The 13,679-nt window shown below is 57.9% G+C and carries 11 protein-coding genes; 1 reads left to right on the top strand and 10 read right to left on the bottom strand.

What is annotated here, in order from left to right:
* Positions 1-4 precede the first annotated feature (4 nt).
* Both ftsH and rlmE read right to left on the bottom strand, forming a co-directional pair.
* A complete protein-coding gene (gene ftsH, locus AO064_RS09275; RefSeq protein ID WP_064053117.1) occupies positions 5-1,915 on the bottom strand; it encodes an ATP-dependent zinc metalloprotease FtsH in 1,911 nt (636 codons plus the stop codon).
* Between the two features lie 200 nt (positions 1,916-2,115).
* Complete coding sequence (rlmE, locus tag AO064_RS09270; RefSeq protein WP_015885924.1) at positions 2,116-2,766, bottom strand: 23S rRNA (uridine(2552)-2'-O)-methyltransferase RlmE; 651 nt, start codon at positions 2,764-2,766, stop codon at positions 2,116-2,118.
* Between the two features lie 106 nt (positions 2,767-2,872).
* Here rlmE and AO064_RS09265 point away from each other — a divergent pair, with 106 nt between their 5' ends.
* Complete coding sequence (locus tag AO064_RS09265; protein WP_010206607.1) at positions 2,873-3,181, top strand: YhbY family RNA-binding protein; 309 nt, start codon at positions 2,873-2,875, stop codon at positions 3,179-3,181.
* A 20-nt stretch (positions 3,182-3,201) separates the two neighbouring features.
* Here the strand turns inward: AO064_RS09265 and AO064_RS09260 are convergent, their stop codons facing one another.
* The 8 genes from AO064_RS09260 to grpE all read right to left on the bottom strand — a co-directional run bounded on the left by AO064_RS09260 (position 3,202) and on the right by grpE (position 13,668).
* Complete coding sequence (locus tag AO064_RS09260; protein ID WP_043205906.1) at positions 3,202-3,606, bottom strand: hypothetical protein; 405 nt, start codon at positions 3,604-3,606, stop codon at positions 3,202-3,204.
* A gap of 28 nt (positions 3,607-3,634) precedes the next feature.
* Positions 3,635-4,111, bottom strand: a complete 477-nt coding sequence (gene greA, locus AO064_RS09255) for a transcription elongation factor GreA (protein WP_015885926.1) — start codon at positions 4,109-4,111, stop codon at positions 3,635-3,637.
* Positions 4,108-7,329 carry a carbamoyl-phosphate synthase large subunit gene (gene carB, locus AO064_RS09250; RefSeq protein WP_064053116.1) on the bottom strand — a complete coding sequence of 1,074 codons (3,222 nt, stop codon included), beginning with the start codon at positions 7,327-7,329 and terminating at the stop codon, positions 4,108-4,110. Before carB ends, greA begins: the two co-directional genes overlap by 4 nt.
* Positions 7,330-7,434: 105 nt before the next feature.
* Positions 7,435-8,571, bottom strand: a complete 1,137-nt coding sequence (carA, locus tag AO064_RS09245; RefSeq protein ID WP_046034282.1) for a glutamine-hydrolyzing carbamoyl-phosphate synthase small subunit — start codon at positions 8,569-8,571, stop codon at positions 7,435-7,437.
* Positions 8,572-8,830: 259 nt separating this feature from the next.
* Positions 8,831-9,637, bottom strand: coding sequence for a 4-hydroxy-tetrahydrodipicolinate reductase (gene dapB, locus AO064_RS09240; protein WP_064053115.1), 807 nt, complete (start codon positions 9,635-9,637; stop codon positions 8,831-8,833).
* A gap of 10 nt (positions 9,638-9,647) precedes the next feature.
* Positions 9,648-10,772 carry a molecular chaperone DnaJ gene (dnaJ, locus tag AO064_RS09235; RefSeq protein WP_015885930.1) on the bottom strand — a complete coding sequence of 375 codons (1,125 nt, stop codon included), beginning with the start codon at positions 10,770-10,772 and terminating at the stop codon, positions 9,648-9,650.
* A gap of 316 nt (positions 10,773-11,088) precedes the next feature.
* Positions 11,089-13,005 carry a molecular chaperone DnaK gene (dnaK, locus tag AO064_RS09230; protein WP_015885931.1) on the bottom strand — a complete coding sequence of 639 codons (1,917 nt, stop codon included), beginning with the start codon at positions 13,003-13,005 and terminating at the stop codon, positions 11,089-11,091.
* A gap of 102 nt (positions 13,006-13,107) precedes the next feature.
* Complete coding sequence (grpE, locus tag AO064_RS09225; RefSeq protein WP_015885932.1) at positions 13,108-13,668, bottom strand: nucleotide exchange factor GrpE; 561 nt, start codon at positions 13,666-13,668, stop codon at positions 13,108-13,110.
* Positions 13,669-13,679 lie beyond the last annotated feature (11 nt).

Raw genomic sequence — 13,679 nt, 5'->3', positions numbered from 1 at the left:
AACCTTAGTGGTCGGCTGCCGGGCCGCCGATTGGGGTTTCAGGGCGCTCGCTCTGAACCACTGGCGGAGTGCCAGAGGTGCCCGAACCGCCTTCCCAATCGCGAGGCTCGCGGGGTGCGCGACCGGCCATGATGTCATCGATCTGGTCGGCATCAATGGTCTCGTACTTCATCAGCGCATCAGCCATGGCGTCCAACTTGTCGCGGTTGTCAGTCAGGATTTGCTTGGCCGTGCCGTAGCACTGGTCAATGATGCTGCGCACCTCGGAGTCGATCAGCTTGGCTGTCTCACCCGAGAAGCTGGCGCTTTGACCGCCACCGCCACGACCCAGGAACACTTCGCCTTCTTCCTCGGCATACATCAGCGGGCCGAGTTTTTCCGACAAGCCCCACTTAGTCACCATGTTCCGCGCGATCTGGCTGGCACGCATGATGTCGTTGGAGGCACCGGTAGTCACGCCGTCGAAACCCAGGGTCATCTCTTCAGCAATCCGGCCGCCGTACAGCGAGCAGATCTGGCTGATCAGGGCGCGCTTGGAAAGGCTGTAGCGGTCCTCTTCCGGCAGGAACATGGTGACACCCAGCGCCCGCCCCCGAGGAATGATCGACACTTTGTAGACCGGGTCATGCTCAGGCACAACGCGACCGACAATGGCGTGACCGGCTTCGTGATAAGCGGTGTTCTGTTTCTCTTTTTCGGACATGACCATGGATTTGCGCTCGGCGCCCATCATGATTTTGTCTTTGGCCAATTCGAACTCTTTCATCTCCACGATGCGCTTGCCGGTACGGGCAGCGAACAACGAAGCCTCGTTGACCAGGTTGGCCAGGTCAGCACCCGAGAAACCTGGCGTACCACGGGCAATCACGGCCGGAGCCACGTCATCGCCCATGGGCACCTTGCGCATGTGCACTTTCAGGATCTGTTCACGACCACGGATATCCGGCAGGCCAACCACAACCTGGCGGTCGAAACGGCCTGGACGCAGCAACGCAGGGTCCAATACGTCCGGACGGTTGGTTGCAGCGATGACAATGATGCCGTCGTTCATTTCAAAGCCGTCCATCTCAACCAGCAACTGGTTAAGGGTCTGCTCACGCTCATCATGACCGCCGCCCATGCCGGCACCACGATGGCGACCAACGGCGTCGATTTCATCGATGAAGATGATGCAAGGCGCATGCTTTTTAGCCTGCTCAAACATATCGCGAACACGGCTGGCACCCACACCCACGAACATCTCGACGAAGTCAGAGCCGGAAATAGTGAAGAACGGCACCTTGGCTTCGCCGGCAATTGCCTTGGCGAGCAGGGTTTTACCGGTACCTGGTGGCCCCACCATCAAGACGCCGCGAGGAATGCGGCCACCCAGACGCTGGAACTTGCCCGGGTCGCGCAGGAACTCGACCAACTCACCTACTTCTTCCTTGGCTTCGTCGCAACCGGCAACGTCAGCCAGGGTGGTCTTCACCTGATCTTCGGAGAGCAGGCGTGCCTTACTCTTGCCGAAGCTCATCGGCCCGCCCTTGCCTCCCGCGCCGCCCTGCATCTGGCGCATGAAGAACATGAACACGGCGATGATCACCAGGATCGGGAAGCTGGCTACCAACAATTGGGTCCAGATGCTTTGCTGCTCAGGCTGCTTGCCTTCAACAACCACATGGTTATCAACCAGATCGCCGATCAGGCCATTGTCCGGGATATTCGGACGTATGGTTTTGAAGCCATCGCCATCGTTGCGCTTGCCGGTGATCACAGCGCCATCAACCGTCACGCGCTCGACCTTGCCATCCTTAACTTGCTGGATGAAGTCGGAATAGTTGAGGGTCTGCGGCTCGTTAGGGCTGGAGAAGTTGTTCATCACCGTCACCAGGACTGCCGCGATGATCAACCACAGGATCAGATTCTTTGCCATATCGTTCAATTAACTACCCTCTGAAGCAAGCTCCGCTACTGGCGCGCGCTTCGCATGATATTCACCGGCCTAACTTACTACATTACCTACAACACTGGCAGGCGCCGTCTGTAACCCTTTGTGAAACTTTGACTACACAATATTCGTAAAGCTTCGTGACGAAAGCGATATAAAAAAACCTATCGCCCTCCTCGAATTCCTTAAAAGCGCTCTTCACTCGCCGCGCCTTCGACGCCGCGAAAGCCGCGGCACAGCAGGTATTGCTCTCTGGAACGGTCTCGGGAGGAGTCGGGCTTGCGCGTCTGCACCTTGTCGAACAACTTGCGGATGTTCTTGTGGTACTCGTCGAAACCCTCGCCCTGGAAGACCTTCACCAGGAAATCACCACCCGGACGCAACACCCGACCCGCCAAATCCAGCGCTAATTCGCAAAGGAACATGGCACGTGGCATATCGACAGCCGGTAATCCACTCATATTGGGGGCCATGTCGGAAATCACAAGGTCTACCTGCGAATTTCCCACAGCCTCAAGAATCTGTGCGAGCACCGTATCCTGGGTAAAGTCACCATGAACAAAGGTCACATCGGGGATGCTGTCCATTTCCAGAATGTCGGAAGCGATCAGACGACCCTGCCCACCAATCAGACGACTGGTCACCTGGGACCAGCCACCTGGGGCCGCGCCAAGGTCGATTACGCTCATGCCTGGACGAATCAACTTATCCTTGTCCTGGATCTCCAGCAACTTGTAGCTGGCCCGGGAACGGTAGCCATCCTTTTGCGCCTTTTTGACGTAAGGATCGTTGAAATGTTCTTGTAGCCACTTAAGGCTGGTTTTGGAACGGGCCACGGGCCACCTCGAAAAATAAAACGGGTCGTGATTAACTGGGCGGTCCCGGACTCGCTCGGGTAAACTGGCCGCCGCTTTTTACAAGATCAGACGCAGGGGTCAGATTATGCCGCTCACTCAAGAGCAGAAGAAACAGTACAAATCCATTGGCCACCATCTGAAACCAGTTTTGATTGTGGCAGATAACGGTTTGACTGAAGGTGTGTTAGCCGAGTTCGAACGCGCACTGAACGATCATGAACTGATCAAGATCAAGGTCAATATCCTCGACCGCGAAGCGCGCCTGGCCGCCATTGCAGAATTGTGCAAGGTGGGCAAAGCGGACCTGGTCCAGGTCATCGGCAAGATGGCGCTGCTGTATCGCAAGAACTTCAGCGTCAACAAGCAGCTGTCGAACGTACATCGCTTCAAGTAGTTTTCAGATGATAAAAAGGGTCACGGGCGTGCTTCGCGCGCCCCGCCACTCCATCCCGGTGCAGGCTGTATAACCAGCACCAGGCCGGAGAACCCTAGCACAAGATAGCTGAATAGCTGCCAGCGCAACGCTTCCGGCTGCCAGACATGCACGATGCAATACATTGCACACGCATACAGCGCCATCAACAGCAGTTGCCCGCGAATATCCCGCCACAAACTCTCCAAGCCTTCGGCCCTGACCAGCACCAATGCCTGGAGCGTTACGCACGCCGCCGCAAAACCCACCAGCAACGCACTGAGCAATCCGTCGATCTCATCGATCAACAACGGCGCCAGCCCAATCAGGCCCAGCGCCGGTAACACACCAATATGCAGCAACCACAGGCCGCCGACCCAAAGCATCTGGGAGAGCTGCCAAAGCATGGCGCCCGCATGAAGCGGGCGCCGCCTTTCAGACGTGACGAACTTCAACAATCTCGTACTCGATCACGCCACCCGGCGTCTTCACGGCCACCACATCACCCTCTTCCTTGGCAATCAAGGCGCGGGCAAGCGGGGAACCGACGGAGATTTTGCCGAGCTTGAAGTCAGCCTCGTCCTCGCCAACGATGTGGTAAACCACGCTCTCATCAGTTTCGACGTTGGCGATTTCCACGGTGGTGCCGAAAATCACCTTGCCGGTGTGCGGAATAGTCGTGACGTCGATGATCACCGCATTCTGCATACGGCCTTCGATGTCACGAATCCGCGCTTCGACCATACCCTGCTGCTCGCGAGCAGCGTGGTATTCGGCGTTTTCCTTCAAGTCACCCAGCTCGCGGGCCGTACCGATGTCCTGGCTCAGCTTTGGACGTACGACCTTGGTCAGATGGGCGTGCTCCTCTTCCAGGGCCTTTGCGCCCTGGACGGTCATTGGGTATTTGATCATGCCTTCAATCCTGCGTGTAGGTCCTGCAAGCGACGCACGGTTTTTTCTGGACCGAACTTGAGCGCTTCGCAGATGGCTTCGCCAGCAGCAATGGTAGTGGTGCAGTAGATCTTGTGCTGCAAGGCATTACGACGAATGGAGTAGGAGTCCGCGATCGACTGGCGACCTTCGGTGGTGTTGATGATCAGGGTGACTTCGTCATTCTTGATCATGTCGACCACGTGCGGACGGCCTTCCGTCACCTTGTTCACGCGACGCACTTTCAGGCCGGCAGCTTCGATCAGCTTGGCGGTCCCGGCAGTGGCCACGACTTCGAAGCCCAAGTTGATCAGATCACGGGCTACGCCCGCAACCAGCGGTTTGTCGTCATCACGCACGCTGATAAACGCGGTACCGCCGGTTGGCAACACTTCGCTGGCGCCCATCTGAGCCTTGGCGAACGCTTCACCGAAGGTATCGCCCACGCCCATCACTTCACCGGTGGACTTCATCTCTGGGCCCAGGATCGGGTCCACGCCAGGGAATTTGGCGAATGGGAATACCGCCTCTTTCACGCTGTAGAAGTTCGGAATGATTTCCTTGGTGAAACCGATTTCCTTCAGGGTCTTACCGGCCATCACGCGAGCAGCGATCATGGCCAGGGACACACCAATGCACTTGGAAACAAATGGCACGGTACGCGAAGCACGCGGGTTGACTTCGATGACGTAGATGTCTTCGCCTTGCAGCGCCAACTGTACGTTCATCAAGCCGACCACGCCCAGCTCCAGGGCCATTTTCTTGACCTGTTCGCGCATTTCGTCCTGGATATGCGCCGGCAGCGAGTACGGCGGCAGCGAGCAAGCGGAGTCACCGGAGTGAACGCCCGCCTGTTCGATGTGCTGCATGATCGCACCGATCACCACGTCGGTCCCGTCGCAAACAGCGTCTACGTCCATCTCGATGGCGCAGTTGAGGAAGTGGTCCAGCAGCACCGGGCTGTCGTTGGACACTTTCACCGCATCACGCAGGTAACGTTTGAGCTCGTCTTCTTCGTAGACGATTTCCATCGCACGACCGCCCAGTACGTAGGACGGACGCACCACCAAGGGGTAACCGATCTTGCTGGCCGCGCGGATCGCTTCATCTTCGCTGCGCACGGTGGCGTTCGGCGGCTGACGCAGGTTCAGACGCTCAACCATCTGCTGGAAACGCTCACGGTCTTCGGCACGGTCGATAGCGTCAGGGCTGGTGCCGATAATCGGGACGCCAGCAGCTTCCAGTGCGCGAGCCAGTTTCAACGGGGTTTGGCCGCCGTACTGGACGATCACGCCTTTTGGCTTCTCGACGCGACAGATTTCCAGCACGTCTTCCAGTGTTACCGGCTCAAAGTAAAGACGGTCGGAAGTGTCGTAGTCAGTGGAAACAGTTTCCGGGTTGCAGTTGACCATAATGGTCTCGTACCCGTCTTCGCGCAGGGCGAGAGCGGCGTGTACGCAGCAATAATCGAACTCGATGCCTTGGCCGATACGGTTTGGACCGCCACCCAGGATCATGATTTTGTCGCGACCCGACGGCGCAGCTTCGCACTCTTCCTCGTAAGTGGAGTACATATACGCAGTGTCGGTTGCGAACTCGGCCGCACAGGTATCAACGCGCTTGTAGACCGGGAAGATGTCCAGCTTGTGGCGATGCGTGCGCAGGTTCTTCTCGGTCACACCCAGCAGCTTGGCCAAGCGCTGGTCGGAGAAACCTTTGCGCTTGAGGCGGAACATCAGGTCGCGGTCGATAGAGGACAGACCGAGGGTCTTGACCTTCTCTTCTTCCTTGATCAGATCTTCGATCTGCACCAGGAACCACGGGTCGATCATGTTCATGCCGAAGATGTCTTCGACGGTCATGCCAGCGCGGAAGGCATCGGCTACGTACCAGATACGCTCGGCACCCGGCACGGTCAGCTCACGCTTGAGCACGCTCATGCTTTCCGGGTTGCTCAGGTCGAGCTTCTCGTCCAGACCGCAAACGCCCACTTCCAGGCCACGCAGGGCTTTCTGCAGGGACTCTTGGAAGGTCCGGCCGATAGCCATGACTTCACCGACTGACTTCATCTGAGTGGTCAGGCGGGCGTCGGCTTTCGGGAATTTCTCGAAAGCGAAGCGTGGCAACTTGGTGACGACGTAGTCGATCGACGGCTCGAAGGACGCCGGCGTTGCGCCGCCCGTAATTTCGTTCTGCAGCTCGTCCAATGTGTAACCGATCGCCAGCTTGGCAGCGATACGCGCAATCGGGAAGCCGGTAGCTTTCGATGCCAGCGCCGAAGAACGCGATACACGCGGGTTCATTTCGATCACAACCATACGGCCAGTGTCCGGGCAGATGCCGAACTGGACGTTGGAGCCACCGGTTTCCACGCCAATCTCACGCAGCACCGCCAAGGAGGCGTTACGCATGATCTGGTATTCCTTGTCCGTCAGGGTCTGCGCCGGAGCAACAGTGATCGAGTCACCGGTGTGCACGCCCATCGGGTCAAAGTTTTCGATAGAGCAAACGATGATGCAGTTGTCCTTCTTATCGCGGACAACTTCCATCTCATATTCTTTCCAGCCGATCAGGGATTCGTCGATCAGCAGCTCTTTGGTCGGAGACAAGTCCAGGCCACGGGCGCAGATTTCTTCGAATTCTTCACGGTTGTAGGCAATACCGCCGCCCGTGCCGCCCATGGTGAAGGACGGACGGATGATGCACGGGAAGCCCAAGCGTTCCAGGACAGAATTGGCCTCTTCCATGCTGTGGGCGATACCGGAACGCGGGCAATCAAGGCCGATGGACTTCATGGCCTTGTCGAAACGCGAACGGTCTTCAGCCTTGTCGATGGTGTCGGCATTGGCGCCGATCATCTCTACGCCAAACTTTTCCAGGACGCCTTCGCGCTCCAGGTCCAATGCGCAGTTCAGGGCGGTCTGGCCACCCATGGTTGGCAGCAGTGCGTCCGGACGTTCTTTCTCGATGATCTTGGCAACGGTCTGCCACTTGATCGGCTCGATGTAGGTGGCGTCGGCCATGTCCGGGTCGGTCATGATGGTGGCCGGGTTAGAGTTCACCAGGATGACGCGGTAACCCTCTTCGCGCAGGGCTTTACAGGCCTGGGCGCCGGAGTAGTCGAATTCGCAGGCCTGGCCGATCACGATCGGGCCAGCGCCGAGAATCAGGATGCTTTTTATGTCTGTACGTTTTGGCATGGGTTTGTCACTCAAATCCGCAGGTCAGTCGGCAAGCCGTCTTGAACAATCTTTGATGAGCCTGCGGGGGCCACCGAAGCTCGGGGCCGCCCGCAAGCCGCTCAGTCAGCGTCGCTTGGCCATCTCATTGATGAAACGGTCGAACAGCGGCGCTACGTCGTTCGGGCCCGGGCTGGCTTCAGGGTGGCCCTGGAAGCTGAACGCGCTCTTGTCGGTGCGCTCGATGCCCTGCAGGGAACCGTCGAACAGCGACTTGTGAATCGCGCGAACGTTGCTCGGCAGGGTCGCTTCATCCACCGCAAAACCGTGGTTCTGGCTGGTGATCATCACAATGCCAGTGTCCAGGTCTTGCACAGGGTGGTTGGCACCGTGATGGCCGTGCCCCATTTTCAGGGTCTTGGCGCCAGAGGCCAGGGCCAGCAGCTGGTGACCGAGGCAGATACCGAATACCGGAATCTCGGTCTCCAGCACTTCTTTGATCGCCTGGATAGCGTAGTCGCAAGGCTCAGGGTCACCCGGGCCGTTGGACAGGAACACACCGTCCGGCTGCAGGGCGAGCACGTCGCTGGCCGGGGTTTGCGCCGGCACCACGGTCACGCGGCAACCGCGCTCGACCAGCATGCGCAGGATGTTGTACTTGACGCCGTAGTCGTAGGCGACCACGTGGTAAGGCAACTCGGCCGCATCGATGGTCGCGTGGCTATCGGTCTTCAAGTCCCAGACAGTGGAGCGCCACTCGTACTTCTCTTTGACGCTGACGACTTTCGCCAGGTCCATGCCCTTCAGGCCAGGGAAGCCTTGGGCTGCGGCAATCGCCGCCTCTTCGGAAATATTGTCACCGACCATGATGCAGCCGTTCTGCGAGCCTTTCTCACGCAGGATGCGTGTCAGGCGACGCGTATCGATACCGGCGATCGCCACAACGTTGTTGGCTTTCAGGTAATCGGACAGCGACATCGTGTTACGCCAGTTGCTCGCAACCAGCGGCAGGTCACGAATCACCAAACCGGCCGACCAGACACGATCAGACTCGACATCTTCCGGTGTCGTACCGGTGTTGCCGATGTGCGGATAGGTCAGGGTAACGATCTGTTGGGCGTAGGAAGGATCGGTAAGGATTTCCTGATAGCCGGTCATGGCAGTGTTAAACACCACCTCTCCAACGGTTTGACCGTCGGCTCCAATGGCTTCGCCGCGAAAAATGCTGCCATCAGCAAGGGCGAGTATGGCTGGCTTAGTCAAGAAGACCTCCCGTAAATAAAGCCTGAAAGGGCGATCGCAGGTTGTAAAAAAGCGGAGTGACGTATGGACACGTCACCCCGCTTCTTCACTGAATTATTCTGCGCGCTTTTAGTGGACACACTAAAGCTGTAGCTTACAGAAAAAGGCTTTTTTGGTCCACCGCTAATGAGCCTTAAAGGCAGGGGAATGCGACAGGACGTCGCTTAGCGGGTAAAAACGGGGCCTAAGCATAAGCTTGAGCCCCTGTTTTAGCTACTGATTAGTGCAGATCCAGCACGTCACGCATGTCATAAAGGCCCGCCGCACGACCTTCCAGCCAGAGCGCAGCACGTACCGCCCCCTTGGCAAACGTCATGCGGCTGGACGCCTTGTGCGTGATTTCCAGGCGCTCGCCCTCGGTGGCGAACAATACGGTGTGATCACCCACCACATCGCCACCGCGCACGGTTGCAAAACCAATGGTGTCACGCGCACGCGCACCGGTATGGCCTTCACGGCCGTACACCGCCACTTTCGACAAGTCGCGACCGAGCGCATCGGCGATCGCTTCCCCCATGCGCAACGCGGTACCCGACGGTGCGTCGATCTTGTGACGGTGATGAGTCTCGATGATTTCGATATCCGCCTCATCCCCCAGCACGCGCGCCGCCAGATCCAACAGCTTGAGCGACAGGTTCACACCCACACTGAAGTTGGCCGCGAAGACGATCGGAATGTCCTTGCCCGCCTCCGCCAGCAACTGCTTCTGTTCAAGCGTCAAACCGGTGGTGCCGATCACCATCGCCTTGCCCGCCTTGCGGCAGAAAGCCAGGTTTTTCAGCATGACGTCCGGCAGAGTGAAATCGATCAGCACGTCGAATTCGTCAGCCACCTGCTCCAGGTTGCCGGACAACGAAACACCGATACGCCCCAGCGAAGCCAACTCACCCGCATCCGCACCGATCAATGTGCTGCCGGGACGAACGATCGCTGCGGTCAGCCCGGAGGCCGGCGAGCGCTGCTGCACCGCCTCGACCAGCGTCTTGCCCATGCGCCCGGCAGCGCCCATTACGGCTATACGTCGCATACCCAACTCCTTACAGGTCGCCGAAGAAGCGCTTCACGCCATCGAAAAAGCCCGTGGTTTTCGGCGAGTGGGAGTCATCGCCTTCCAGCGAGCTGCGGAACTCTTCCAGCAATTCGCGCTGACGACGCCCCAGATTGACTGGCGTCTCAACGGCAACGCGGCACATCAGGTCGCCAGCACCACCACCGCGCACCGGCGCAACGCCTTTGCCACGGATACGGAACTGTTTGCCGGTCTGCGTGCCTTCAGGGATCTTGAGTTTGACGCGACCATCAAGGGTCGGAATCTCCAACTCGCCACCCAGCGCCGCATCAACAAAGCTGATTGGCACTTCACAGAACAGGTGCTTGCCGTCGCGCTGGAAGATCGAGTGCTCGCGCACATTGATCACCACATACAGATCGCCCGTAGGGCCACCTTGAGTACCCGCCTCGCCTTCGCCCGACAGGCGAATACGGTCGCCGGTATCCACACCCGCAGGCACTTTTACCGACAGCGTCTTGTACTCTTCGACACGACCTTCGCCGTGGCAGGAGTCGCACGGGTCGGAAATGATCTTGCCCTGGCCATGGCAACGCGGGCAGGTCTGCTGCACCGAGAAGAAGCCCTGCTGCATGCGGACCTGGCCGATACCGCCACACGTCGGGCAAGTGATCGGCGAGGAGCCTTTCTTGGCACCCGAACCATCGCACGGCTTACAGTTGACCAGCGTCGGCACACGGATATTGACGCTGGTGCCGCGCACGGCTTCTTCCAGGTTCAACTCCAAGGTGTAGCGCAAATCACTGCCACGCTGGGCGCCGCCCCGCTGACCACCCCGGCCACCGCCGAAAAAGTCGCTGAATACGTCACCGAAAATATCGGAGAAGTTCTGGCCGCCAAACCCGGCACCGCCACCGCCCATGCTCGGGTCGACCCCGGCGTGACCGTACTGGTCGTAGGCCGCACGCTTGTTGGGATCAGACAGGCATTCGTAGGCCTCATTGGCCTCTTTGAACATTTCTTCGGATTCTTTGCTATCCGGATTACGGTCCGGGTGATGCTTCATCGCCAGGCGACGGTAGGCCTTCTTCAGGTCCGCCTCGCTGGAGCCGCGCTCCACACCCAACACTTCGTAATAGTCACGCTTTGCCATAAGTCTTTGCACTCTTAAGGACGTTCGGCCAGACCCTCCTGAGCCCTGCCAAACTCGTTGAGCCCCAATACAGGCCCGGACCCAACTCACGTCAATTCAACGATCCTGGTCATTACTACTTTTAGCCAGGGACCCGGCCAAAATGCGGTACTTCTTACTCGGAAAGCAGGAGCATTCCCGATCGCACCGCCAGCATCCGAACCTTGTCGCATGCTGTAAAAATTCGCATACCCCAGACACGCCAACGCGGGAGCAAGCTCCCGCGCGGCGACATCCTACCAGTCACCGCTTGATAGCGGTCAACCGGGCGACCAACTTACTTCTGGTCTTTGACTTCTTCGAACTCGGCATCGACAACATCGTCGTGCTTGGCTTCAGGCTCTGCCTGTTGCGCGGCACCATCAGCTGGCTGACCTTGTTCGGCATACATTTTCTGCGCGACGGGTGCAGAAACTTTCGACAGTTCTTCGATCTTGGCTTCGATAGCAGCCTTGTCGTCGCCTTTGACGGCGGCTTCCAGGGCAACTACGGCAGCTTCGATAGCGGCTTTCTCTTCAGCCGTCACTTTATCGCCAGCATCAGCGACCATTTTGCGCGTCGAGTGAACCAGTGCATCACCCTGGTTACGGGCGCCAGCCAGCTCGGCAAACTTGGCATCCGCATCAGCGTTGGCTTCAGCATCACGAATCATCTGTTGAATTTCTTCATCAGACAGACCGGAGTTGGCCTTGATGGTGATCTTCTGCTCTTTGCCAGTTGCCTTGTCTTTCGCGCCGACGTGCAGGATGCCGTTGGCGTCGATGTCGAAGGTCACTTCAATTTGTGGCACGCCACGCGGTGCTGGTGGAATCTCAGCCAGGTCGAACTTGCCCAGGGACTTGTTCTGCGCCGCTTGCTTACGCTCACCTTGCAGCACGTGAATGGTCACCGCGCCTTGGTTGTCGTCGGCAGTCGAGAACACTTGGGATTTCTTGGTAGGAATCGTGGTGTTTTTCTCGATCAGCGCAGTCATCACGCCGCCCATGGTTTCGATACCCAGGGTCAGCGGGCTGACGTCCAGCAGCAGCACGTCTTTCACGTCACCGGCCAATACCGCGCCCTGGATGGCAGCACCCATGGCAACCGCTTCGTCCGGGTTCACGTCTTTACGTGCTTCCTTGCCGAAGAACTCGGTAACTTTCTGCTGCACCAGTGGCATACGGGTTTGACCGCCCACCAGGATCACGTCGTTGATGGAACCTACGTCGATACCGGCGTCTTTCAGCGCAATGCGGCAAGGTTCGATGGTGCGCTGAACCAGGTCTTCAACCAGTGCTTCCAACTTGGCGCGAGAGATCTTCACGTTCAAGTGCTTTGGACCGGTGGCATCTGCAGTGATGTACGGCAGGTTCACGTCGGTCGACATGCTCGAGGACAGCTCGATCTTGGCTTTCTCAGCAGCCTCTTTCAGGCGCTGCATGGCCAGCGGGTCACCCTTGAGGTTCATGCCGCTTTCTTTCTTGAATTCGTCAACGAGGTAGTCGATCAGACGAATGTCAAAGTCTTCACCACCCAGGAAGGTGTCACCGTTGGTGGCCAACACTTCGAATTGGTGCTCACCGTCAACTTCAGCGATCTCGATGACCGAAACGTCGAACGTACCGCCACCCAGGTCATAAACGATCACAGTGTGGTCGCCCTTGGCCTTGTCCATACCGTAAGCCAGAGCAGCTGCGGTGGGTTCGTTGATGATACGTTTTACGTCCAGACCCGCGATGCGGCCAGCGTCTTTGGTTGCCTGGCGCTGGCTGTCGTTGAAGTAGGCCGGAACGGTGATGACCGCTTCGGTGACAGTTTCGCCGAGGTAGTCTTCGGCGGTTTTCTTCATCTTTTTCAGGACTTCAGCCGAAATCTGCGGTGCAGACATCTTGTTGCCATTTACTTCAACCCAGGCGTCACCGTTGTCAGCCTTGGCGATTTTGTAAGGCACCATCTTGATGTCTTTCTGTACGACTTCTTCGTCGAACTTACGACCGATCAGACGCTTTACCGCGTACAGAGTGTTGTGCGGGTTGGTGACAGCCTGACGCTTGGCCGACTGACCAACAAGGATCTCGCCATCATTTGCGTAAGCGATGATCGACGGCGTGGTACGCGCGCCTTCGGCGTTTTCGATAACTTTGGCTTTGCCGTTTTCCATGACAGAGACGCAGGAGTTGGTGGTCCCCAGGTCGATACCGATAATTTTGCCCATGATTTACTCTCCCGAAACTTGAATTTGGATGCCGCAGCAGTGGTGGCTAACTGCGGTAGCACTTAAACGCTTGACTTATAGATGGGGGCCTTACGGCGTATTTCAAGCCTGCTCATCAATAGAAGGCGAAACCGGTGCAGGTGCTTTGCTCACCACCACCATCGCCGGACGCAGCAAGCGACCGTTGAGCTGATAACCCTTCTGGAACACCTTCAACACACTGTTAGGCTCCAGATCATGGCTTTCCTGCATGGCCATGGCTTGGTGATGCTCAGCGTTGAACGGTTCGCCGCCGACTGGATCAATGGCTTCCAACTGATAACGCTTCAGGGTGTCCTGGAACATTTTCAGGGTCAGCTCGATCCCTTCGCGCATCGGGCGGATGTTTTCGTCATCCGGGTTGGACAACTCAAGACCACGCTCCAGGCTGTCGATGATCGGCAGCAAGTCACTGGCGAATTTTTCCAGTGCGAATTTGTGAGCCTTCTCTACATCCTGCTCGGCACGGCGGCGGACGTTCTGCAGATCGGCGGCAACACGCAAAGACTGGTCCTGCGCAGCGGCCAATTGCTCTTCGAGCACCTGCACACGAGTTGCCAGCTCATCGCCGACAGCCGAATTGGCGTCTGGAGTTTGCGTATCCTGCGTCTGTTCGTCAGCCATAGTTTTCTCCT

Source organism: Pseudomonas marginalis (genome assembly GCF_001645105.1).
In the GTDB taxonomy this organism is placed as follows: Bacteria; Pseudomonadota; Gammaproteobacteria; order Pseudomonadales; family Pseudomonadaceae; genus Aquipseudomonas; species Aquipseudomonas petroselini.
Note: the sequence above shows the minus strand (reverse complement) of the source record. Positions and strands in the feature narration are given on the sequence as shown.

Bases quoted from the DNA above. Each gene is read 5' to 3' on its own strand.
- ftsH (WP_064053117.1), bottom strand. From the start codon at position 1,915: ATGGCAAAGAATCTGATCCTGTGGTTGATCATCGCGGCAGTCCTGGTG.
- AO064_RS09265 (WP_010206607.1), top strand. From the start codon at position 2,873: ATGCCGCTCACTCAAGAGCAGAAGAAACAGTACAAATCCATTGGCCAC.
- AO064_RS09260 (WP_043205906.1), bottom strand. From the start codon at position 3,606: ATGCTTTGGCAGCTCTCCCAGATGCTTTGGGTCGGCGGCCTGTGGTTG.
- greA (WP_015885926.1), bottom strand. From the start codon at position 4,111: ATGATCAAATACCCAATGACCGTCCAGGGCGCAAAGGCCCTGGAAGAG.
- carB (WP_064053116.1), bottom strand. From the start codon at position 7,329: ATGCCAAAACGTACAGACATAAAAAGCATCCTGATTCTCGGCGCTGGC.
- dapB (WP_064053115.1), bottom strand. From the start codon at position 9,637: ATGCGACGTATAGCCGTAATGGGCGCTGCCGGGCGCATGGGCAAGACG.
- dnaJ (WP_015885930.1), bottom strand. From the start codon at position 10,772: ATGGCAAAGCGTGACTATTACGAAGTGTTGGGTGTGGAGCGCGGCTCC.
- dnaK (WP_015885931.1), bottom strand. From the start codon at position 13,005: ATGGGCAAAATTATCGGTATCGACCTGGGGACCACCAACTCCTGCGTC.
- grpE (WP_015885932.1), bottom strand. From the start codon at position 13,668: ATGGCTGACGAACAGACGCAGGATACGCAAACTCCAGACGCCAATTCG.